Source organism: Opitutia bacterium ISCC 52, assembly GCA_014529675.2.
Classification (GTDB): domain Bacteria; phylum Verrucomicrobiota; class Verrucomicrobiia; order Opitutales; family UBA2995; genus UBA2995.
Map to the genome: position 1 here is coordinate 1,839,327 of CP076040.1, position 22,260 is coordinate 1,861,586.

18 protein-coding genes are annotated in these 22,260 nt (G+C 48.8%); 8 read left to right on the forward strand and 10 right to left on the reverse strand.

Annotated features, from left to right (window positions below; translation table 11 throughout):
• Positions 1-11: 11 nt before the first annotated feature.
• Positions 12-1,745: a DUF2062 domain-containing protein gene (locus GA003_07920; GenBank protein ID QXD29875.1), complete on the forward strand. Its 1,734-nt coding sequence runs from the start codon at positions 12-14 to the stop codon at positions 1,743-1,745.
• A 142-nt stretch (positions 1,746-1,887) separates the two neighbouring features.
• On the opposite strand, the gene GA003_07925 is transcribed toward GA003_07920, so the two are convergent.
• The 8 genes from GA003_07925 to GA003_07960 all read right to left on the reverse strand — a co-directional run bounded on the left by GA003_07925 (position 1,888) and on the right by GA003_07960 (position 10,781).
• Positions 1,888-2,766 carry a sugar phosphate isomerase/epimerase gene (locus tag GA003_07925; protein ID QXD29876.1) on the reverse strand — a complete coding sequence of 293 codons (879 nt, stop codon included), beginning with the start codon at positions 2,764-2,766 and terminating at the stop codon, positions 1,888-1,890.
• Between the two features lie 299 nt (positions 2,767-3,065).
• On the reverse strand, positions 3,066-4,421 hold the full coding sequence (gene allB, locus GA003_07930) for an allantoinase AllB (protein QXD29877.1): 1,356 nt from the start codon (positions 4,419-4,421) through the stop codon (positions 3,066-3,068).
• A gap of 265 nt (positions 4,422-4,686) precedes the next feature.
• Positions 4,687-5,034 (reverse strand): hydroxyisourate hydrolase, encoded by a 348-nt coding sequence (gene uraH, locus GA003_07935; GenBank protein QXD29878.1) that lies wholly within the window; start codon positions 5,032-5,034, stop codon positions 4,687-4,689.
• A gap of 12 nt (positions 5,035-5,046) precedes the next feature.
• Complete coding sequence (gene uraD / locus GA003_07940; protein ID QXD29879.1) at positions 5,047-5,550, reverse strand: 2-oxo-4-hydroxy-4-carboxy-5-ureidoimidazoline decarboxylase; 504 nt, start codon at positions 5,548-5,550, stop codon at positions 5,047-5,049.
• Positions 5,551-5,797: 247 nt separating this feature from the next.
• The gene (locus GA003_07945) at positions 5,798-7,120 is read right to left on the reverse strand and encodes a uracil-xanthine permease family protein (GenBank protein QXD29880.1); all 1,323 of its coding nucleotides are present in this window, start codon (positions 7,118-7,120) and stop codon (positions 5,798-5,800) included.
• 233 nt (positions 7,121-7,353) lie between these two features.
• On the reverse strand, positions 7,354-8,976 hold the full coding sequence (locus tag GA003_07950; GenBank protein QXD29881.1) for an NCS2 family permease: 1,623 nt from the start codon (positions 8,974-8,976) through the stop codon (positions 7,354-7,356).
• Entirely contained in the window at positions 8,973-9,755 is a 783-nt protein-coding gene (gene mtnN, locus GA003_07955) for a 5'-methylthioadenosine/S-adenosylhomocysteine nucleosidase (protein ID QXD29882.1), read from the reverse strand. Before mtnN ends, GA003_07950 begins: the two co-directional genes overlap by 4 nt.
• Before the next feature lie 306 nt (positions 9,756-10,061).
• Positions 10,062-10,781, reverse strand: coding sequence for an SIMPL domain-containing protein (locus tag GA003_07960; protein ID QXD29883.1), 720 nt, complete (start codon positions 10,779-10,781; stop codon positions 10,062-10,064).
• 244 nt (positions 10,782-11,025) lie between these two features.
• On the opposite strand from GA003_07960, the gene msrA reads away from it, so the two are divergent.
• The 7 genes from msrA to GA003_07995 all read left to right on the forward strand — a co-directional run bounded on the left by msrA (position 11,026) and on the right by GA003_07995 (position 20,865).
• A complete protein-coding gene (gene msrA, locus GA003_07965) occupies positions 11,026-11,712 on the forward strand; it encodes a peptide-methionine (S)-S-oxide reductase MsrA (protein QXD29884.1) in 687 nt (228 codons plus the stop codon).
• A gap of 179 nt (positions 11,713-11,891) precedes the next feature.
• Complete coding sequence (locus GA003_07970; GenBank protein QXD29885.1) at positions 11,892-12,629, forward strand: HAD family phosphatase; 738 nt, start codon at positions 11,892-11,894, stop codon at positions 12,627-12,629.
• Positions 12,630-12,659: 30 nt separating this feature from the next.
• On the forward strand, positions 12,660-14,096 hold the full coding sequence (locus tag GA003_07975) for a dicarboxylate/amino acid:cation symporter (protein QXD29886.1): 1,437 nt from the start codon (positions 12,660-12,662) through the stop codon (positions 14,094-14,096).
• Positions 14,097-14,279: 183 nt separating this feature from the next.
• Positions 14,280-16,304 (forward strand): excinuclease ABC subunit UvrB, encoded by a 2,025-nt coding sequence (gene uvrB, locus GA003_07980; protein QXD29887.1) that lies wholly within the window; start codon positions 14,280-14,282, stop codon positions 16,302-16,304.
• A 144-nt stretch (positions 16,305-16,448) separates the two neighbouring features.
• Positions 16,449-17,858, forward strand: a complete 1,410-nt coding sequence (locus tag GA003_07985; protein QXD29888.1) for a sulfatase-like hydrolase/transferase — start codon at positions 16,449-16,451, stop codon at positions 17,856-17,858.
• A gap of 124 nt (positions 17,859-17,982) precedes the next feature.
• Positions 17,983-19,140, forward strand: coding sequence for a winged helix DNA-binding domain-containing protein (locus GA003_07990; protein QXD29889.1), 1,158 nt, complete (start codon positions 17,983-17,985; stop codon positions 19,138-19,140).
• Positions 19,141-19,326: 186 nt separating this feature from the next.
• Positions 19,327-20,865, forward strand: a complete 1,539-nt coding sequence (locus GA003_07995; protein QXD29890.1) for a hypothetical protein — start codon at positions 19,327-19,329, stop codon at positions 20,863-20,865.
• Between the two features lie 228 nt (positions 20,866-21,093).
• On the opposite strand, the gene GA003_08000 is transcribed toward GA003_07995, so the two are convergent.
• Positions 21,094-21,987 (reverse strand): hypothetical protein, encoded by an 894-nt coding sequence (locus GA003_08000; GenBank protein QXD29891.1) that lies wholly within the window; start codon positions 21,985-21,987, stop codon positions 21,094-21,096.
• Positions 21,988-22,002: 15 nt separating this feature from the next.
• On the reverse strand, positions 22,003-22,260 hold the full coding sequence (locus GA003_08005) for an acyl carrier protein (protein QXD29892.1): 258 nt from the start codon (positions 22,258-22,260) through the stop codon (positions 22,003-22,005).

The window sequence follows — 22,260 nt, forward strand, 5'->3', positions numbered from 1 at the left end:
CACCTTTTCAGGTGTATGCAGCTGCATCGTTAGGGGCCTTTATTGGGTTTACCCCTGGGTTAGATCACTCGCCTGGACTCATCCTCTTCTGGTCATTCCTGCTATTGATCTTAAATGCCAACTTGTTCCTTGCTGGATTGATTGGGTTGCTCAGTAAGCTGATTTACCTCCTGACTTTGCCCGTCGCCTTTAGTCTGGGGCGTTTTCTGATCGAGGGGCCAACTCAAGGTCTCTTCAGTTCCTTGTACAACGGACCCGTCACGGCGTATTTCGGGTTGGATTACTACGTCGTACCAGGAGGTCAATTATTGGGGCTATTTGTGGGTATCGCCTTTGGCTATCTATTCTCCCGTGGGCTCAAGGGGTATCGCAACAAGATGGCCAAGCGCGAAAGTGAGCGTGAAGGGCCTTCCCAGAAAAAGGCCTGGGTCAAAACCATGGAGTTTATCTTTGTCGGAAAGAAAAGTAAGAAGAGCTATGACGATTTCTTGGCACGTAAGGTTGGGTACCCGATTCGGGTGCTCGGTCTCATTATCGTCGTGGTGTTTGGCTGTATTCTTTACGGTGCAACCATACTATTTTCCGATGCAGTGATCGCATCCATGGCTCGGGACGGATTGTCTAATGCGAATGGAGCTACTGTGGACCTGGAGAGCGTTAATCTGAACCTCGACGAAGGAAAGCTCGAGCTCCTGGGGATTGCCTTTGCTGACCCCAATAATTTGGAAACAGATATCATGCGGGCCAAACGGATCGTGGCCGATGTCAGCGCGGCTGATATTCTTCGTAAGCGCTTTTCAATGGATAAGTTGGTGGTGGATACTGCGACCTCTGGAGAATCAAGGTCATCACCTGGAAAACATGTAGGCCCACGCTACGACAGTGATCAGAAACCAGTGTTGGAAATGCCGGACTTCAAAGATCTGGATAGTGTGATCGAGAATGGAAAAGTCTGGAAAGAACGCTTGGCTCAAGTCCGTCGTTGGCTTGATCGTATTTCATCGGCCAAGCAAGACATTCTAAAAACGCCTGGCAAATGGGAAGAGGAGCTGGCGAGTCGTATTCGTGCGGTCGGTCATGCCAATGTAAAAGCGGACATGCTCACTCAGGATAGCCCTTTGGTTCTCATTCGGAATTTTGAAGCTTTTGGTGTGGAAGCCAAGCAACTTGAGGGTCGTCTTATCGATATTGAAGGCAACAATCTGTCGACACACCCGCATTTGGTGCAAGATAGCCCGTCTATTTCTATTAATTCACAAGATGGTATTATCAAAGCTGCCCTGTCACTTGGCTTGGCTGCGGGGCGCGATAAAAACGACCTCGATTTTGCGTACAAAAACATTCCCACCAGCGCACTAGCCGAAACGGTGCAAGCCGATGGAAAGCCGCTTCTAGGAGGTGGATCGATTGATTTCAAAATTACGGGCGATCTCAATGCCGTGGATTCCGACTTACTCGGGGAAGCGACTTTCAAAGATGTCAATCTGATGGTGGCTGGTTCTCAGGTAAATCTCAATGGAATGGAATTACCCATCCATATTCGTGGTCCGATTGATTCACCGAGTATCAAGATGGATACCGACTTCCTGCAAAACGCTCTCAAGCAAGCGGGAAAGAAGAAGTTGCTTGAAAAAGCCGGAGAAGAATTGGGAATCGATCTGGGCGATGATACCAGTAGTGAAGGGCTCAAGAAAGCAGCTGAAGGTTTGCTAGGTGGATTTCTGAACAAGAAGAAGGACGAGTAGCATAGGCATCTTGCCTGTGTATTTCGATTGAGATCGATGGATAAGGAGTAGCTGTGCTGTGCGGGGTGTTTCCTTGAAAACAAACAGGCTGGAAGCCTGTTCCACTTTACATTGGCAACGAGAGTAAGATCAGGAGGAAGAGTTAGCTAATCCCCAGCGCCTTATTCATGCGCTCAACCACTTGGGTTAACCGGTCAAGTCCTCCACCGGATACCTCTGCTGTTGCCCAGCCGGTAAAGTTGATGCGCTGGATCTCTTCTCGGACCTTATCCCAGGGGACATTGCCATCAAATAGATCACAATTCTTCTTTCGTTCGGTGGAGTGACCTTTCACGTCGAGCTTCACAATGCGATGACCCACCGCTCTAAGCCATTCGGCGGCACCTCCGCGACTGTGGTGGTTTCCAATATCGTAGAAGGCTCCCACCCAAGGGCTTTCAAATTGATCGATGTATTTATTCCAAAGATCTGGCTGGTAACAGAAATCATTGCCTACGTTTTCGAAAAGAATGCGTACGCCCAATCGAGAGGCTAGGGGTAAGGTATCGCTGATCGCTTCAGTGGATCGCTCCCATACCTGGTCATGGTTTTCATTTACTGGATCGGTCACCTTTCCAACCACCAGTAGAATGGAATCGGCCCCCACATCATTCGCAAAACGGATGGTGTCTTGCATATCTTGTTTGGCTTGTTTGCGCACACTTGGGTCTGGATCGCTGAGACGAACCTTCCAGTGGTAGGCGTCATTGACGTTGTGCACGGGTAGCCCCGTTTTGTCCTGAGCTTTTAAGACCTCTTTCGCGGTGACCCAGTCATGCCCCATAAGAGACATGCCGTCGAAGCCAGCTTCTATGGACATCTGAAATTTGTCGAGGACTGGCATGTCGCCTTTGATCATGGTCCACTTCACTGCGTTGTAGATGCGCTTCTCATTGGGACCTTTAGAGAATCCTGGCAAAGGGTTGATCGCACTTGCAGCTAGTCCAAGACTACTTGCTTTAAGAAATTGTCGCCTATCCATATCACTGAATCTGACACGAAGGTGATGACTTGTCACTTCTCAAGTATGGGAGAGGGTTCTTAACTTAATACAGCCTTCATGAGCTTTGAGAATCTGTTCAATATCAAATGCATTCGAGAAGTGTCGTTTAACTAGGATGGGTAGGGCAGGAGCATCCTTGCTCCGCCGCATATCTGTGGCTTACGTAACGGCAGAGCGGGGACGCTCTTGCCCAACCTTTTATTGCTCAGATATAGAGTTTATATTTAATTTCCCTAGGATCTCCTGGTGAAAGAATGACTGAAGAAACCCAGGTACATTTATTTCTCAGAACGTGTAAATTGCCCTCTGAGCTCTTCGCTGAAAGTCCCTTGGTCGTATACCGATCGCCCTCTAACCATTGTCTGCTTCACTTGCATGGGGAAAGTCATTCCCAGGTAAGGGGAGTGCGGATTTTTATAGTGAAGCTGTTCTCTTCTGATGGCTTGGCTATCATTGAAATCAATGATCGCTAAGTCGGCATCCTTGCCAAGGGCGATGCTTCCTTTGTTGGGGAGATTGAATCGTGCGGCTGGATTTGAACTTAGAAGTTTAGAGATGTCGCTCAGGCTTAGGTTCAGGTCATCCTTTAATATACTATAGCTGATCACAGCTGCATGCTGTAGGCTGGAAATTCCGCCCCAGGCATCAAAAAAGGTATTCCCGTTTTTCATGCTTTCAGGACACGGAGAGTGATCTGAACCAATGGTATCGAACTCACCCTTACGCAACTTGAAGCGTAAAGCCTCCACGGCAGATGCATTACGCAAGGGAGGTGCACACTTGGCCAGAGGTCCAACGGTTTCTAAGATGGAACTATTCAAGGCAAAGTAATGAGGGCAGGTTTCTACCGTGATATCTACGTCTTGTTCTTTCGCCTCGGTAATCAGGTCAATTCCTTCTGCACAACTGACGTGGACAATATGAATGGGGCAATTTGTTTCTTTTGAAATCTCAATGGCGCACTGAATAGCTAAGAGCTCAGCTTCGATAGGGCGTGAGTCGAGGAAGTCCTGGTAGCTTGTTTGACCTGAATCGACACACTGCTGACCCAGTCGTCCGGTGAGCTCATTATCTTCCGCATGTAGCGCCAATCGCATGCCAGGAAGCTTGGCGATTGTCTCCATACCTTTCTTCAGTTCCTCCGCATCAACACAGGGAAATTCTTCCAGTCCGCTGTTTGACATGAATCCTTTGAATGCGATGACACCTGCCTTGTACAGGGCTTCGAGTTGATCCTGGTTGCCCGGAATTAATCCTCCATAGAGCGCGAAGTCACAGCGACAGTTAGCCTGAGCTCTTTCCAACTTTTTCTGCAAGCCATCCAAGTCGACCGTTGTCGGAATCGAATTGAGGGGCATGTCGAAAAGACAGGTAACTCCGCCAGCCAAGGCTGCTTTCGAGCCCGTATCAAAACCCTCCCAATCTGTATTGCCTGGTTCGTTGATGTGGACATGGCTATCGATGATTCCTGGTATGACAATGTCAGCGCTTGCATCGATCTCCGTGGCACCTTGGCCAGACAGTCCTGATTCTATGGTAGCAATCTTGCCATCGAGAATGCCTAGATCCTTTTCAATCTCTCCGTCGGGCGTTACGAGTTTACCGCTGAGAATGACTGTGTCGAATTCTGCCATCACCCAACCGTTTCAAACGCCTTCAAAAGTGCAAGAGGTATAATGTTTAAATACAATGAGATACCAAATCTGTTATTGTTTTTCATATTCCCTCCCGTAGTGAACTTTTTAGATGAGCACTTTTGTAGGCTAAAATCGACATGCGCGATAAACTGCGTTCCGGTCCTCAGCCGCTTGGTCACGTAGTTATCTACGCTCCCGCACTTGCTTGAGAACTGCACCTTGTTTCTCATCACATCTCGATTTTTTGAATCAATTGGGGCAATCAACTGCCTCGATACATGCTATAGCTCCAGGGTGACGCGAGTAGGGGGACGTGATAGCCGGCTCCGGCATCGTTGATGCGAAACTGAACGGGGACGGAACTTAAGAACGGTGCCTCATCGGCTGAATCGTAGAAATAATCACCAATATGGAAGATGAGTTTGAAATCACCTGCGCGCATCGCTTCTCCATCCAGCAAGAGTTCGTCGGTTCTTCCATCGGCGTTGGTTTGGGTCGATTTGATATGAACTTCTTTTCCTTCAATCAGTTCAAATAGATCGATTATAACTCCTTCAGCTGGAGTCCCGTTTTTTGTATCTAATACGTGGGTACTTAATTTTCCGCTCACAGTGAATGTGGGTTATTGGATTAAATCATTCAAACGGTGCCAGGCTATCCGCTTGATTTGGTAAAGGGCGGCTTCCTGTTCCGCATTGGCATCATTGTCTACGCGTTCTTCAAAGTGTTCGAAGATGCTAGACTGAGTGTGCTCTTTAACGCAGATGATAAACGGGAATCCAAATTTGTCTTTATACTGCTGGTTGAGTCTGGACATGCGTTCAAATTGCTCGACTGTTAGCTGGTCCAGTTGAGCGGAGGCTTGTTCGGCGGTGGAGAAATCGGTCAGCTCGCCCGATATAGCCAGCTTTCCAGCCAAGTCCGGGTGAGCCCGAATGAGGTCCAGTTTGTGGGGGGAATCGGAGGCATCCAAGGTCTTGCAGAGCTTATCATGCAAATCCTCGATGGAGTCAAATGGGCGCGCAGACCATGTTTCCTTGGGAATCCAGGGTGAGTGTTCAAAGATATCGGCGAGGGCTTTGGTGAGAGCCGTTTGATCCAATTCGTTTAGAGAACTTAGTTCCATGTGATTTATATTCGGAGCCTTGGTCTTGGCTGGCAAGTATCTCCTACGATTTTGAGTATTCCGAGGCGGCAGAGCTGGAAGCTCTTGCCCTACCATCATTGATCGTTCGAGTGTGGTAGGGCAATTGCGTCCTCACTACCAAGGAACGAAAGTGACGACACCTCAACGAACGAAGTGAGAAAAACATGCCGAACAATGTTGAAGGGAGGAAGCTTCGTTGTTTATATTCTGTTTTGTAGATGCCCATTTATTTCGGTTTTGTCAAAACAGCGTTTAAGACAATCGCGGTCACACCGCCGCTGGTGATTCCAGAAGAGAAAATTCGTTCCACTGCATCGGGCAATGGGGCCAGCACATTGGAATCAAATCCGACAATGACACCTACCCCTAAGGAAACGGCGAGGATGGTTATGCTTCGGTTGTCGAGTGGAGTGCGAACCAGGATGCGGATCCCTGCGGTAGCGATGAGTCCAAATAGTAGAATGGTTAATCCGCTCATGACCGGAGGGGGCACGCTGGCTAGCCAATTGCCTATCCCAGGTACTAACCCAAAAAAGATGAGTATACCGCCTGCGTAAAATCCTACCTGACGGGAGGCGATACCCGTGAGTTGGATGATACCATTGTTTTGGGAAAAAGTGGTATTAGGGAAACAATTCAGGCACGCCGCCACCGCGCTGTTGATCCCGTCGGCCATAACTCCCCCACGAATGCGTTTCCAATAGAGCGGGCCACTGGTGGGTTCTCCTGAGATTTCTGAACAGGCGGTAAAGTCACCCACACTCTCAATGGTCGTGACCATGTAAATAAATGCGAAAGGCAGGATGAGCGTCCAATCAAAGGCTAGGCCGTATTTGAAGGGAACGGGTATCGCAATCCAGCTGGAGTGTGTTTCAGGGATTTGAACCAGGCCCAGGAACATGCAAATGAGGTATCCAGAAAGCAGAGCCAATAACGCCGCTGACATACGGGCCCATGGAATTTGAATAGAGCTGAAGCCCAAGACGACCAATAACACGCCAGCTGCGATGGCTAAATTGGTGATTGGGTGGAAGGAACTGCCATCAGATGGAATCAGACCGTAAATGGTCGTTGGTATCAGCAAGAGCCCGATGAGCAGTACCACTATACCTGTGACCAACGGTGTGATGATCTTTTTCAGTTTGGGTAAAAAGATAGCCAGGATGACTTCGACCGGTGACAAGAGCAGAGCCATACCAAACATCAACGGCAGTCCACCTATCTCGCCTGCGTGAATCAGCGGAGTGACAAAGGCGAAGCTGGTTCCAGTCATTGAAAGGAGTCCCGAGCCGATTCGTCCAAACGCAGCGACTTGCACCAGTGTTCCGAGCCCGCTGCAAAGCAGAGACATACTAATTAAATAAGCCTTCTGCTCAAACGGCATCTCCAAAGCGGATGCCACGATGGTGGGGGGCGTGATAGTTCCAACGAACATGGCAAGCACCTGCTGCATGGCAGCGAGGAATGCCTTCGGTGCCGGTAGCACATCATTCAGTCCAAATAGGATTGTTCTGGGAGCGGCGTTCTTGGTGGGTTCGGGTTCAGTCATTGAGGAAACTTAGAGGATAGAAATTAACCACGAATGGACACGAATAGACACGAATTCCTTAAGCCCTCGCATACCTGTATTCCCGTTTTCATTCGTGTTCATTGGAGGGGTGTCGCGTTGCTCGGTAGTGTCCATTGTCGGGGTGTCATTTATTCGGCAGTGGTTACGTTATTGGTAAAAAATAATGTTCAGTTATAGAAAAATACCTTCAACTGGGATTCAGCGACTCTGTTTCATTGATCTGCCTGAAGTTCCGCCCTTGTTAGCCAAGGAGTCAGGAGCAGAATAAAACTGACCAGTGAGTAACCGACGGCATACTCCCAGGCAGGGAACAAAGTGGATAACTCTGGAGCGTCTCCTGAAAGCAACTGAATAAGTGGAAGATGGATAATGGAATCATTCCCAGTTAATTGGTAGGAATGCATGAGGCCTAGAATGGAGAGGACGGCTCCTGTCAGGCTCCAGAATGCGGCCCGCTTAAATTCGCGATCTACGATATAGACCACTATGGCCGCCCAGATCATGGCCGAGTAAAGAAACCCCTGTTCGAGAGCAAAGCCACCTCCGATGAATGCTCCAGAGCTGCGCGTTTGATTCAGAATGACTTCGGTGATGGCCGGCCCTTTTTCAACGACTGCCGATACGGAATTCATCGATGCCTTTATCACCAACATCGTCCAGGCGGCCAATCCGGGCATCAACCCCATCACAACGGCAACCATATGTTTCCGATCGGTGACTTCAAAAGCCTGACTTGTTATGATGATGCCGATCCAGAGTATGATCGCCAGACCCGCTTCAGCAGGAATCGCCCAGGTCAAAACCGACATGGTGCCAGTCAGGCAAACCAGGGTCAGAAAAACTCCATTGAGAACGGAGTAACCCGCTCGAGCGCCGAGTGATTTCCAGGCGGGATGGCCGATGTAGATCGAGGTGGGAAATGGGGATCCACAAAATGACGCTGCAATGGTTCCAAGACCATTGGTGATCAAGCTCGGTCGTACCGGATAGTCGTCTCCGGCCGCTGCCGCTGACTCAATATTTTGCAGGGAAGCGAGCACCCCCAGAAAGCTGATAGGAATGATGACCGACAGGTAAGGGAGAATATGACCTTCCGCCAGGGCTGGTATCAGATCCAGTAACACGGCCTTGGGAAAATGGAAACCGACCTCTGCCCAAGGTGATACATCGGAATTGACGACTGGTGCCAGTCCAGTCAGCCAACAAAGAGCAGTCCCTACCACCAGGACAATGAAAGTGGCCGGTAGTCTTCCTATGAATTGAACTTTTCCGAAGTAGGCGAGGAAGACGAGGGCGATGGTCGTCATGCCAACAATGGGTGAGGCAAAGGATTGAAACAAAAACCCGAGCCCCAGAAATCCAAGTCCAACCCCACCGAGTGTGGCCAGCATGGCTGCTCGAGGAGTGATGCTCCGGATACGAGCGGCAAAGAATGACATGGAGAACTCAACCAGTCCGCCTGCAAAGGTGGCGACCAGTCCTGCTTGCCAGGCCACGCGCTCCGGATCGGGAAGTCCTTGTTCAATGGCCAGGAGCTTGGCCGGTAGCATGACGAGGAAGATATGGGCAAACAGGCCCGGTGTGCTGATTCCGTAGGGCAGGGCACACACGTCATCGCGTCCTTCCTTTTGAGCCAATTTCAACGCCTGCCAGGCGTAAAAAAGATTCCCAACCAGGAACGAGATCGCTACGCCCGGAAGGATAGTGCCGAAGATGAGCTTGGGTGAGAATCCAAGCACCACCATACAAAGCGGAGCCAGGATGAGCAGCTGTACCAGGTTATTAATGAAGGCGGCAAAGAAACCCTCCCAATCTCCTCGAGTGAAGAGCTTCATTTAGCCGAGCGAAGTTCTCCGAGGTAGTTTACAAAGTGAATGGTCCAGCGTGCGGCTGCCGAGGCTGCGGTTTGTCCGACTTTTCGATAGGCGTCTCCAGGATTCACCTGGGTGCGATTGCTTCCGGCGCGAAATACGACGTGTGGTGTGCCTAGCTGATGGCAGACCTGGGCGATCGCCGCGCTCTCCATTTCCATAATGTCTGGATTCAGCTTCTTGCGCATGTCGTTGATCTTGGCCTGGGACACACCAAATAGATCGCTGGCCGAAACCACACCGGGAAATACAGAAGGCGTGTAAGTTTTGCCATCAACGGTGACGGACTCGGGCTCGTAGCTTTTGACCGCTGCTTTGGCTAATTTGAAAAGTTTAGGATCGGGTGGGTAGGCCCAGTGGGTCATCTGGTTGGGTAGCGGCCCACGAACCTTACGGTAGATCATGCCCTTGGCAGTCAGTGTGCCGGCCGCGTGGTGAATCGTCTTTTTTGAAATAAGAGTATCGCCGGTTCGGATACGCGGGTTGAAGAGAGATCCGGTGCCTGAGACGATCAATTCGGTCGGTTGGAAGTGATGGATGAACAGGGCGGCAACCATTGCTCCGTTCGTGACACCGACGCCTGTGACGGCGACTACGACTTTCTGCTTCCCAATCTTCCCTTGGTAGTAGGGGAAGCACTCTAGCTTACCCTCACTGCGGCGGGTCAGCCGCTCGTTTATGAGCCGTACTTCCGACGGCATTGCTCCCAGGATGAGTGTAGGTGGAGACGAAGATCGAGACATAGTCTCTACTCAGCAGATTCCGAGCCGTCCTTACAAGTGTTAAGGTTTTTTTGCAGTTTCCGAATTTCCTATATCGTCTTAAAGATTATATTTGGTCACCTAGTCAGTGTTTATGGTTGGAGCAGTATTTTAGAAAAGGCATTAACCACTACCGAGCTTTCGACACACCGCCAATGGACACTTCACGAATAAAATGAGAAGGCCGGACAATTGACACCAATAACAACCAAACAACTTAAGCTAATTTTATTCCTGATCCTAATGTTCGTGTACATTCGTGTCTATTGGTTGTTACTTTATAAAATTCTACCCTCCGATCTCATACTCCAGGGTCACGACCATCTTAACCACCTTCTCGATCGTCTCCGTTTCGTAGATGCCGTAGCTGGAGGTGGCGCTGGAATTCTTTTTGGTGATTTGAATGACTCCTTGCTGGGCGGAGGTAAGGGCTCCAAGGGTTTCGCCGGAACTTTTGGCCATGAGCTTGGCCCGCTGTTTGCCATTGGTGGTCGCGCTTTCAACAAGGTCGAGTTTAATTGGATCTAGATTGGATACAAAGAAGTCAGGACCCGCCAGAGTGATTCGAATACCTTCGGAATTAAGATCGTAAAGCGCGCGTCCCAGTTTTTGAAGGGCTTCTACATCGACCGTATTGATACGAATCTTGCGAGTGGCTGCATAGTAATCGATGACATTCATCTTCTGTCCTTTCTCGTTGGTTTTAAGGATTTCGCGAACGGAGGTTTGTAATTCGACGATCTCGACCTGGTTGACCAGGTTTGTGTGAGTAACCGCGATTACCTTTTGCAGTTTCTCTCCTGCCTTTTCATAGGCTTCTGCATTGGTGGGTCCGGTGGCGGTGACCAAAGCCATCAAGCTGCCAGCATCGGCGTGGACTAATTTTTCGGCATAGCCTTTTACAATGATAGGTTTGGCGTGACGGATGGTCACCCAAGGTTTGGCGATAATAAGGGCAGAACCTAGAAGTCCGACCAAGGAGAGAATAGCAATGAGTGCAGTACGCATGTACGGCGCCTTTCTGTAATGAGGGACAAGAAAGCTGGATGGGCTTCCAAATTCCCGGTGTTATAGGATGAAGTTGAGGCGCGCTCGGATACTAATTCAATGTGAGCTTGTAGGACCTGGAGAGCAAGGGTGAAGCACTTTGAAAAGGAACAAATATAGATTTTGTTGTTTCAAAATATTTTGGAATGACAAGCCGGGTTCTACGTCTCAACCTATATACTCATAATTTCAGCTCAGTTTATTTATGAAACCATATCTCTTTTTTATTCTTTGCGTATCCTTGTTTAGCTTGCAGGCCGCTTGTCAGCCCGTGAATCAAACGACGGCCGATTCCAGTATTGTTCCGCAGACGGAGCTGGATCCGATTGAAGTGCCACTTGATAAGAATGGAAAAGCCCGGGCTTATTTTGCCAGTGGTTGTTTCTGGTGTGTGGAAGCGGTTTACGAAAGTGTGCGAGGAGTGGATGAATCCATTTCCGGCTATAGCGGTGGACACACGAAAAACCCCACTTACGAATCCAGTAACACGGGGCGCACGGGACATGCCGAAGCGGTAGAGATTATCTACGACCCTGAAGTGGTCAGTTTCAGTCAGCTGGTGGATGTTTATTTTGGCTCTCAAAACGTGACTCAGGTCAATGGCCAGGGTCCGGATCGTGGTTCTCAGTATCGATCCATTCTCTTTTATCAGAATGAGGAACAGAAGCAGATCATTGAGGAAAAGATCGCCGCGATAAACAAGGCTCTCGGTGGGAATAAGGTGGCTGCTGAGGTGTATCCCTTCCGCAAATTCTGGCTTGGCGAAGACTACCATCAGGATTACGAGAGAAAGCACCCCAACCATCCATATATTCGTGGAGTCTCCGTTCCGCGTCTGAAACGTTTCCAGGCAAAATTCCCAGAGCTACTCAAAGACGGCGCGAAGCACTAAGGGTTTTCTGCAGAACAAAGCTTAGACTTTTGCTTTGTCTACTGTAAATAATCGTCAGCAAGCTACCTTCCTACATATAGATACTGGTATCCTGGGAACGCTGAGCACCAGCTCGGCAAAAAGTATATCGATGGCTTTTCACGTTGACCTGCCAATTCGGTGACCAATCGTTCGTTGGAATGAAACTAGGTGCATTGTTCGATTGGGATGGGGTAGTGATTGATTCTTCGAAGGCTCATGAAGAGAGCTGGGACCTACTGGGCGACGAAGTAGGGAAACCACTGCCAGAAGGGCATTTCAAAAAAGGGTTTGGTCGTAAGAATCAAGTGATCATTCCTGAGATTCTCGGATGGACGAATGATTCTGAAGAGATCGAGCGTCTGGGAAATCGGAAGGAAGCACTTTACCGGGAGATTGTAGCCGAGAAGGGAGTCGACCGTATTCCTGGAATTGAGGCGTTCCTTCAAAATTTAAATGCAGTAGGTATTGGCTGCGCGGTTGGTTCGTCGACCCCGAGAAAGAACGTCGAGACGATTCTCGAGATGGTCGGGTTTGGTCCTTACTTTCAAGCCATAGTCTGTGCGGAAGATGTGACCCAAGGGAAACCAAACCCCGAGGTCTTTCTAACTGGTGCCTCCAAGCTTGGTCTCGAGGTTGGAAACTGTGCCGTTTTCGAAGATGCCTATGCGGGACTTCAAGCTGCTAAAGCAGGCGGTATGAAAGCAATCGCACTTTCCACGACCCATCCAGCAGAGGCGTTAAAGGCTGAGTCACCCGATCTTATCCTGGAGAATTTCTTGGGATTTGAGTTTGAGAAATTCAGTCATCTTTTTAAACGCAGATCCACTCAGATTAACACAGAAAAGAATTCCGATTTTCCAAATTATTCGTGTTCATTGGTGTCCATTCGTGGTTAACTCCTTAGCTTTCATATCAATCTCGCCTCTATGTTCGATAAAAAGAAACTTAGTCTAACTGCCAAAATCCTCATTGGGATGTTTACCGGTATTGCTCTTGGTAGTCTTATCAATGCGTTTCTCTCTGGGAATGTTATGGTGGAGAACTACCTGGTGGAAGGGCTGTTCGCCATCATCGGCACCATCTTTATTAATGCGCTCAAGATGCTGGTGGTTCCCTTGGTGCTGGTATCGCTGATTTGCGGAACGGCTGCCTTGGACGATGCACGAAGGGTAGGGACTGTCGGAATTAAGGCGGTCGGATTGTACCTGTTTACAACAGCGGTCGCCATTACTTTGGCCCTGTGTTGTTCCTTGATTGTTAATCCTGGTAAAGGGATCGATCCGGATAAGTTCATCGAAAAGAAAGCGCCCGTAAGATCTGCGGTTGAGCTGCAAGTCGACGATCTGGAAAGTGAACTGGTTGCGGTAAAAGCGGTGATCAATGAGGTGGCGACTAATCAATTGCAAGTCGTGCCGCCGTTTCAGCTCGAGGACAATGCCGAGGATGAATCAGTAGTCACTTTCACGCCTGCCAAAGCGCCTCCACTCAAAGAGGTGATTATTAATTTGTTTCCCAGCAATCCCTTCCAAGCGATGGCTCAGGGCAATATGCTCCAGATCATTGTATTCGCTGTGCTCTTCGGGATCGCGCTGACGATGTCGGGGAAAAAAGGGCAACGCGTGCTTTCCATATTTAAGGATTTGAATGAGGTGGTGATGAAGCTGGTTCTCATTCTGATCGAGCTGGCTCCTTATGGGGTCTTTTGTTTGGTTAGCCGTACTTTCGCTACTCAGGGCTTTGATGCGATTTGGCCGCTGGCTAAGTATTTCTTCCTCGTAGTCGGTGTACTGCTCATTCACGCCTCATTGACCTATCCTTTACTACTAAAATTCCTGACTGGGTTGAGTCCTTTTACCTTCCTGAAAAAGATGCGCGAAGCACAGATCTTTGCCTTCAGTACTGCGAGTAGCAATGCCACGATTCCAGTGACTCTGGAAACAGCGGAAAAGGATTTGGGAGTGAATAACTCAATTGCCTCGTTTACGGTTCCACTGGGTGCCACCATTAATATGGATGGCACGGCTGTCATGCAGGGAGTTGCCACCATCTTTATTGCTCAAGCCTACGGTATTGACCTGACCTTTGGAAATCTGATGACCGTGATTGTAACGGCCACGCTGGCCTCAGTCGGGACGGCTGGTGTTCCCAGTGCCGGACTCATCATGCTTTCCATTGTGCTTATACAAATCGGCCTTCCAGTCGATGCGATCGCCATCATTTGGGGTATTGATCGCTTACTCGATATGCTGAGAACCTCCGTCAATATCACCGGTGATGCCATGGTAACCACGATCGTTGGAAAGTGGGAAGGGCAGTTGGATAAAGACATCTTTAATAATGACACGTCTTCGTCTGAAGGATGAGAACTATACAAGGAATTGAATAAACCACTGATAACACTGATAAGCACTGATCTATAACTTCGTGAATTGCTCTGAATAAATTATAGGAGCGTATCTAAATTGTATCATCTGCGCATTTGGTTGTTCATTTATTACTCCGCTTCCTCAGTATCAGTGTAAATCAGTGCCTTCCGTGGGTTAAAAATGTCATCCTCCGAAAAGTTTAAGTTAGCAGCTGAATACACCCCTCGTGGAGACCAACCAGAGGCAATCGATCAGTTGGTGAAGTCGATTCAGGACGGGAACCGTTTTCAGACTTTGTTGGGCGTTACGGGATCGGGGAAGACCTTTACGATGGCCAATGTGATTGAGCAGATTCAGCGGCCGACGCTCATCATGTCGCATAATAAGACCTTGGCGGCTCAGCTCTACTCGGAGTTTAAAAACTTTTTCCCGGACAATGCCGTCGAGTACTTTGTCAGCTACTACGACTATTATCAGCCGGAGGCCTATGTGCCGGCAACTGATACCTATATCGAGAAAGATTCCTCCATTAACGACGAGATCGAGCGCCTGCGGATTGCTGCGACTAGCTCGTTGATCAGTCGGAGGGATGTGTTGGTGGTAGCCAGTGTGTCTTGCATTTATGGCCTGGGATCACCTGAAGATTATCAGGAGCTCATGATTCCATTGCGCATTGGTTCAGACATCGGGCGTGATCCACTCCTGCATCGCCTGGTAGACATTCAGTATAATCGAAATGACGTAGACTTGTCTCGAGGGAATTTTCGTGTGCGTGGCGATGTAGTGGATATCTTTCCAGCCTACATGGAGACATCCATTCGTGTTGAGTTCTGGGGGGATGAGATCGATAGCATCAAGGAGCTAGATCCCTTGACGGGTGACACAGGGGCTTCGCTCAATCACTTTGATTTGTGCCCGGCCAATCAATACCTGACGACCAAAGGAAAAGTTGAGGGATCCATTGACGGTATTAAACAGGAGTTGGAAGAACGGGTTGCTTACTTCGAATCTCGTGGGCTGCTTCTGGAGGCGCAACGTGTCCGCATGCGAACCGACTACGACCTGGAGCAATTACAAGAACTTGGGTTTTGCAGTGGAATTGAAAATTATTCTCGCTGGTTCAGTGGTAGGAAGCCCGGAGAACGACCTTTCTGTCTAATTGATTTCTTTCCGGATGACCTGCTGATCATGTTGGACGAGAGTCACGCGACGCTCCCACAGATTGGTGGAATGTATCAGGGAGATCGTTCTCGGAAAACTACCCTGGTTGAGCATGGATTTCGTTTACCCTCTGCGTTGGATAATCGCCCGATGAATATTGAGGAATTCATGGAGTTGGCCAAGCAAGTGATGTTTGTCTCCGCGACACCACGACCCTTCGAGATGGAAAATTCGGCGGTAGTCGCTGAACAGATAATTCGGCCCACCGGACTGTTGGATCCGACGATGGAAATACTACCAACCAAAGGGCAGGTGGAGCATTTGATCGGGGAGATTAAGAATGCAGTTGATCAGGAAGAACGGGTGCTCGTGACAACCTTGACCAAGCGCATGTCCGAAGATCTGACGACCTTTCTTAGAGAGGCTGAAATCCGTGTAGAATACCTGCACAGTGATATTGATGCGATTGAGCGTGTGGAAATCCTTCGCAGACTGCGTGCGGGAGATTTTGATGTTCTGGTTGGCGTGAACCTATTACGCGAGGGACTGGATTTACCCGAGGTAGCGTTGGTCGCGATTCTAGATGCAGACAAAGAAGGCTTTTTGAGAAACTTCACCAGTCTGGTTCAAACGGCTGGCCGGGCTGCCCGTCATGAAAAGGGCCGGGTATTGCTCTATGCCGATAAGCTGAACGATTCTCTAAAGAAGACGATCGCAGTAACGGCCTATCGACGAGATAAACAGGAAGCCTACAACGAGGAACATGGCATCACCCCCAAAAGTGTGGTGCGTCCTGTGCAATCCAGTTTGGTTTACCAAACCAAAGAGGAAGATACCGGGCTGGTCGCAGAAGCATTGGGTGGGGATGAACGCAAACAGGTCATTGCGGAAATGGAGCAGGAAATGCTTGAGGCGGCCGATAGTCTGGAATTTGAGCGTGCTGCATTGTTGCGTGACCAAATCTCCCTGCTTCGATCCGGAAAGGACGGGGCACCTAAGAAAAAGGGAAGAAGTCGCGGCTACGGTAGACGCGGAAGAAGATAAGGTAGCACAAACGTCTCACCTGGGTGTTTTCGAGGAAGAGAAAGAGTAGGAGGAAGAGAAAGATTCATGAATACTTCCATTCTGGTGTTTGAAAATTTGTGTGAATCTGTGTAGATCTGCGGTTTAAAAAAAAATACTACCCCTATGTTTCGAAAAATCGCTTCTCATACTTGGTTCCTAATCCTGGCATTCACCTGTGGTCATTACGCTCTCGCAGACGATCGCCCCAATATGATCGTCATTTTTATCGATGAGCTTCGTTGGGATGGCCTTGGCATTACTGGTCACCCCTTTGTCGAAACCCCTCATATCGATCGTTTGGCTCGTGAGGGTATGCTAATGGACAACGCCTTTGTTGTGACACCTCTCTGTGGTCCCAGTCGTGGGAGTCTGATGACAGGGCAGTATGCCCATACGAATGGGAGTTATAAAAACCAGGCTCCTAAGGGACATACCAAGCTTTTGAGAACTTATCCGATGCTGTTGCAGGAAGCTGGTTACAAAACTGCGTTTATTGGAAAATGGACCACGGGTCGCAATGGAGACAAATCGGTGCATCCGGGCTTTGATCGGTGGTTTTGCTCGGGCGTGAATCGGGATTATAAAATGAATCCCTCTGTCAATGTGGATGGTGAGTGGATTCAGTATATGGGGCATGCCACGGATATTGATTCGATGGAAGCAGTTCGCTTCATTCGTGAAAACAAAGACGAAGCCTTCAGTATCTCACTGTGGCATCGATCCGTGCACACCAGTTACGGCGATGAGGATTTACTCGCTGCCGAGCGGAATCGTGAGCTTTACAAAGATCAACCCATCCAACGTAGATTGAGTGCACAACCTGGTTTTGAGGTTCAACCTTCTCTCAAAGGCTTCGCTCAACGTCCGCCTACGGATGAAGACATTCGCAACATTGCTCGCATGACCGTGGATATCGACGACGGAGTGGGAGAGATCTACCGGGCTCTGGAGGAGGAAGGCATATTGGATGAGACCATGATTATCTTTTTGGGAGACAATGGTTTCTTCTTTGGAGAACATGGACTCACCGAAAAGCGATTGGCCTATGAAGAATCGATTCGTGTGCCGTTTCTGGTTCGTTACCCGCCTTTGATCAAAGCGGGAACTCGATCAGAGGTAGGCGTGCTAAATATAGATGTGGCTCCGACCTTTTTAAGATTGGCAGGCGTCCCGGTTCCGGAGGACATGCAGGGGCAGGATTTCTTGCCCGTGTTTCAAGGCGGACAATTGGAAGAACCCCGTGAGGCCTTGCTCTTTGAATTCTGGTCGGAAACCGATCTACCTGGCCAAGCCTGTTGGTGGAAAGCGGTTCGCAACGATCGCTGGAAATACATCCACTACTACAAAGAACCGTTTTACGATGAGCTTTATGACCTGGAGAATGATCCCTACGAGATGAATAATCTGATCGAGGATAAGGAGTATGCTGAGACCTTGAAACACCTGCAAAGTGAGTTAAAGCGGCTGATGGAGAAATATGATGACAAGGAGATGGATTATGAGTTCTGGAGTGGAGTTGAGTTTGAGGGTTAGAGTAGAACAGGCGTCTCGCCTGTTTATTGCTCCTCGATGGTCACAGATTGAATCGAACCGTTTAATTGTGTTGAGTGTCTTTGAAAAAACACAGGCAAGATGCCTGTGCTACTTTAATTAAGCGATGGAATCTATTACCAAAGCTCAGGCTCGTCGCCTAGCCATCGCCAGCTCTCTTAACGGTAATGGTAAAGGTCGAGGTAGGCAGGCGGCCTTAAAAACGGTGAAGCACCTGGGCTATGTTCAAATCGATACCATCTCGGTGATTGAACGGGCGCATCACCATGTTTTTTGGTCCAGGCAGGAGAGTTACCAGACGGATTATTTAAATGATCTATTGGCTAAAGATAGATCTGTATTCGAACAATGGGCACATGCAGTCGCCTATATGCCGATTGAGGACTATCGATACTACCTCCCCAAGATGGAGGATGAGCGAAAGCCACCGACTAATAAGTGGCAGCGAAAGCGTTTCGAATTGGCTAAAACTCACATTAAAAATGTCATGAAACGTATTCGTAAGGAAGGTCCGCTTTCTTCGAAGGATTTTGACCATGATGGAAAGAAGAGCTCTGGAGGATGGGGACCATTGAAGCCGGCCAAATTGGCCCTGGATATTTTGTATAGCCAAGGTGATCTCATGATCTCCTCTCGGCGAAATTTCCAACGAGTCTTTGATCTGACCGAACGGGTACTGCCGGAGGGTCTGGATCTTTCGATGCCTGATCCTGAGGACTGTGCGAGACACCAGATCCGACGAACGTTGACTGCCATGGGATTAGCTCGTGAGTCAGAAATTAATAAGCACCTTCAGTTGGCAGACCGAAAAACTATCCATTTTGTGATCCAAGATATGCTTGAGGCTGATGAGGTCATTTCTTTGAAGGTAAGAGGGATTCCAGATGAGGTTTATTACGCGCTGCCAGATACTCTGAATCAATTATCGAAGCTTCGGGTTTCCAAGCAGATCCGCATCCTGTCTCCTTTTGATAATATGGTGATTCAGCGTGAAAGGATGAAGTTGCTTTTTGATTTTGAATACACGATCGAATGTTACGTGCCAGCAGCTAAGCGTGTATTCGGCTATTTCGTATGTCCAATTTTCTGGGGAAGCGAATTGGTCGCCCGCATTGATATGAAAGCGGACCGGAAGACAAAGACCTTGATGGTCCAACAGTTGCATTATGAATCACATTTGAAGGATCAAACGGCCTTTGATTCTGCTTTGGAAAAGGCCCTTGAAGAATTTGCCCAATTTAATGGATGTGAAGAAGTAAGGTAGCACAGGCATCTTGCCTGTGTATTGAAATGGTACCGCTGGAAAAGTATCTAAATGTAATTGAACTTGCATGGCGGTGCGAAGTTTTAGGACTCTATCCAGACGTCGTTGGTAAAACACAGGCAAGGATGCCTGTGCTACTCTATTTTAGTATCGCATTTGGAATGCGAATTTTCATACATTGCTTTTATGAAGCGAAGATTCCCCTGGTTCGCTACTTTCTCGTTCTATGGTTTGTTCTGTTGCCTGCAGGCACAGGAAACGGTTTCTGTACGAGGACGTATTGTAGACGCTGATACGCGTGAAATGTTACCCGCTCGATTGTACATCGAATCTGCGGTGGGTGAGTTTTTTCACGCAAAATCGAGAAATAGGAATGGAGACGCAGTTCCCTATTCCAAGATTCGACCGAATGGGAGTGTCGAAGTTCATACAAGCCTTTCGCCCCATTCCTTTGTCGTGGATTTAGTACCTGGTGAATACACCCTTACCGCTGAGCGTGGTAAAGAATACTGTTCGGTTTCTAAAACTATTACCGTAGAACCTGGCGAGCCGTTGGTTGTTTCTCTGAGGCTCAAGCGATGGATTAATATGGCCGAACGTGGTTGGTATAGTGGTGAAACTCATGTTCATAGAACGGTTGAGGAACTTCCGACTCTGATGTTGGTTGAGGATCTTAATGTGGCATTTCCGCTGACTGCCTGGGTAACCGACACTCAAAGCACTCCGGCCGAGAGTATAAAGAACCCAGATTCCATTCCAGCCCCAGAGTTGATGAAAGTGGATTCCACTCATGTCATATGGCCAGTGAACACGGAGTATGAAATCTTCACTGTAAGCGGCACCCGTCATCCCCTGGGCGCAGTGTTTATTTTAAATCACAAAGAGGCGTTTGAACTGGCGGTTCCTCCAGCGACTCCTGTGGCTGAAGAGGCAAGACGACAAGGAGGGATTCTCGAACTCGATAAGCACAACTGGCCTTGGTCAATGATGTTGGTGCCGGTGATGAAGGTCGGCTTATTTGAACTTACCAATAATCATATCTGGCGTACTCAGTTTCAGTTTAAGAACTGGTATTCGGAATATGCAGGTGAATACATGGACATCGAAATGGAGGAAGGGGGATTCACTGAAGATGGCTGGATTAATTTCGGTTTTAAAAACTACTACGCCTTACTCAATTGTGGGTTTGATATGAAGCCGACAGCGGGAACTGCTTCCGGGGTGCATCCAGTTCCTTTGGGGTATGGACGGGTCTACGTGAAGGTGGCCGGTGAATTTAGTTATGACAAATGGCTGCAAGGACTGACCGAAGGCAATAGCTTCGTGACCACCGGGCCCATGTTGGAAAGTCGCTTTGAGTGGAATGGCTCTTCGGTGGTTGTTTCAGGACGTTATGAGACTTCTAGTTCTAAACATGGAACTGTAGAGGTGATTCAAAATGGCGAAGTGACACCCTTCATCGATATAGGAAGAGATGGCTCATTCGAAAAAAGTTTCCCGCTCAGTAATACGAGCTGGTTTGCCGTTCGAGTGATTGAGGAAGGCCGCTCTCGCTTTGCCCATAGCGCGCCCAAGCATTTCAAGGTCCAAGGTAAGCCCCTAAACCCAAAGCCTACTGAAGTGGATTACTTAGTGAAGCGCGTGGAGGATGAAATTGCACGTCACTCGGGCGTATTGGAAGAAGACGCGATGGCCGAGTATCGGAAGGCATTGGAGTTTTATTAGGGGCTTTTGCCCAAATAGCTCCAGGCAAAAAGTAGCCGCGGTGGATACACCGTGGATGGGTTGTCTGAGCCTCTTGAATATTCGACGGTGTTGTTAGGCCTTTTCCCTTTGGTTGTGAACCACCGTCGCTACTTGTGGGTTACCAACAAGCGCCGAATTGAATACGGTTTTAGAGGAAGAGGAAGAGGAAGAGGAAGAGGAAGGTATGCGAATCAGCTATTGGACTGATTACTCGTCCCTCCACCTCCGGTGTGCCCACAGGTATTGTTCGGGAGCCTGGCGTATACTGTTCTCTAGCTCTTTATTCAGGCGATTAAGAATGGCCATGACATCTTCCTGTTTGTTCCCGCTAAGTGCTTGCTGAATCAAGGTGGAGGTTTTGATTTCAAATTGCATGGGGCCGGTTCGAATGCAATGGGCGTAGACTACGGGGGTCTTCGTTACCAGGTGCATCATGGCAATGGTCTTGTGGGTAGAAGCGGGGTGACCAAAGAAGTCGACCATGACTCCTTGTTTCCCGGCATGTTGGTCAAATAGAAGTGCCAGAATTTCCTTATCGTCCAAGACTTCGATTAACCTGCCAGGGTTGCTTTCCCGTTTAGGGATGGGGCGAAAGCGGTAGCGTCCTTTTCGACTTTTGATGAGTTTCTCCATGAGTGGATTGTTCATGGGACGCGTAATTCCAGCTACCGGTTTGAATTGTGAGATCAGGTGAGCTGCGATTTCCCAATTGCCGAAGTGGCCAGCCGCAAGGATCAGGCCTTGGTCTGGGTTTTTCAGAACCTCCATGACATCGGGTTCGATCTTTAGTGTGATGTAGTCGCGCCAGGTGTCGTCCTCGAGAATGTTTGATGACTTGAGTGATTCGAGTACGAGGATACTGAAAGTTTGTATGGAAGTCTTAGCGATCTTCCTGGCCTTGGCCGGGTCGGTTTCGACTCCACTTCTTAGTATATTCTGGACGGCTACCTTTCTTCGTCTTGCATCCACCCACCACCAGAGCGTGGCAGCTCCTCTAGCCAATCCACGAGTGAAACTTATGGGTAGGTAGTCGAAGAAGAAGAGCAGGACTCGAGCGAGTCCGAATTCGATGCAATGCCGTATATGTTTGAGAAACGCCAAAAGTATCAGGCCGGATCAAGCGCCTTTCTCGACGAGCAGGTCAGTTATCTCACCGATGTTGGTGACGGTGACCACATCTTTGGCTGCTAGTTCGATTCCGGTCTCTTGCTCGATATCGTAGAGCAGGTCCAAAATGGTGAGTGAGTCAAGGCCCAGGGATTCGATAGTAGTACTTCGACCGAAGTCAGTCAGATCACGCTCTTCCGTCGCCGTGTCTTCCATGATGCCTTTTAGTTTACCAATGATGGTAGCTTCTTTTTCTGAATCGCTCAT

What these genes read in the sequence shown, in the direction of transcription:
- GA003_07925 (QXD29876.1), bottom strand. Translation starts at nt 2,766, where the DNA reads ATGGATAGGCGACAATTTCTTAAAGCAAGTAGTCTTGGACTAGCTGCA.
- allB (QXD29877.1), bottom strand. Translation starts at nt 4,421, where the DNA reads ATGGCAGAATTCGACACAGTCATTCTCAGCGGTAAACTCGTAACGCCC.
- uraD (QXD29879.1), bottom strand. Translation starts at nt 5,550, where the DNA reads ATGGAACTAAGTTCTCTAAACGAATTGGATCAAACGGCTCTCACCAAA.
- GA003_07945 (QXD29880.1), bottom strand. Translation starts at nt 7,120, where the DNA reads ATGACTGAACCCGAACCCACCAAGAACGCCGCTCCCAGAACAATCCTA.
- GA003_07950 (QXD29881.1), bottom strand. Translation starts at nt 8,976, where the DNA reads ATGAAGCTCTTCACTCGAGGAGATTGGGAGGGTTTCTTTGCCGCCTTC.
- mtnN (QXD29882.1), bottom strand. Translation starts at nt 9,755, where the DNA reads ATGTCTCGATCTTCGTCTCCACCTACACTCATCCTGGGAGCAATGCCG.
- GA003_07960 (QXD29883.1), bottom strand. Translation starts at nt 10,781, where the DNA reads ATGCGTACTGCACTCATTGCTATTCTCTCCTTGGTCGGACTTCTAGGT.
- msrA (QXD29884.1), top strand. Translation starts at nt 11,026, where the DNA reads ATGAAACCATATCTCTTTTTTATTCTTTGCGTATCCTTGTTTAGCTTG.
- GA003_07970 (QXD29885.1), top strand. Translation starts at nt 11,892, where the DNA reads ATGAAACTAGGTGCATTGTTCGATTGGGATGGGGTAGTGATTGATTCT.
- GA003_07975 (QXD29886.1), top strand. Translation starts at nt 12,660, where the DNA reads ATGTTCGATAAAAAGAAACTTAGTCTAACTGCCAAAATCCTCATTGGG.
- uvrB (QXD29887.1), top strand. Translation starts at nt 14,280, where the DNA reads ATGTCATCCTCCGAAAAGTTTAAGTTAGCAGCTGAATACACCCCTCGT.
- GA003_07985 (QXD29888.1), top strand. Translation starts at nt 16,449, where the DNA reads ATGTTTCGAAAAATCGCTTCTCATACTTGGTTCCTAATCCTGGCATTC.
- GA003_07990 (QXD29889.1), top strand. Translation starts at nt 17,983, where the DNA reads ATGGAATCTATTACCAAAGCTCAGGCTCGTCGCCTAGCCATCGCCAGC.
- GA003_07995 (QXD29890.1), top strand. Translation starts at nt 19,327, where the DNA reads ATGAAGCGAAGATTCCCCTGGTTCGCTACTTTCTCGTTCTATGGTTTG.
- GA003_08005 (QXD29892.1), bottom strand. Translation starts at nt 22,260, where the DNA reads ATGAGCGATTCAGAAAAAGAAGCTACCATCATTGGTAAACTAAAAGGC.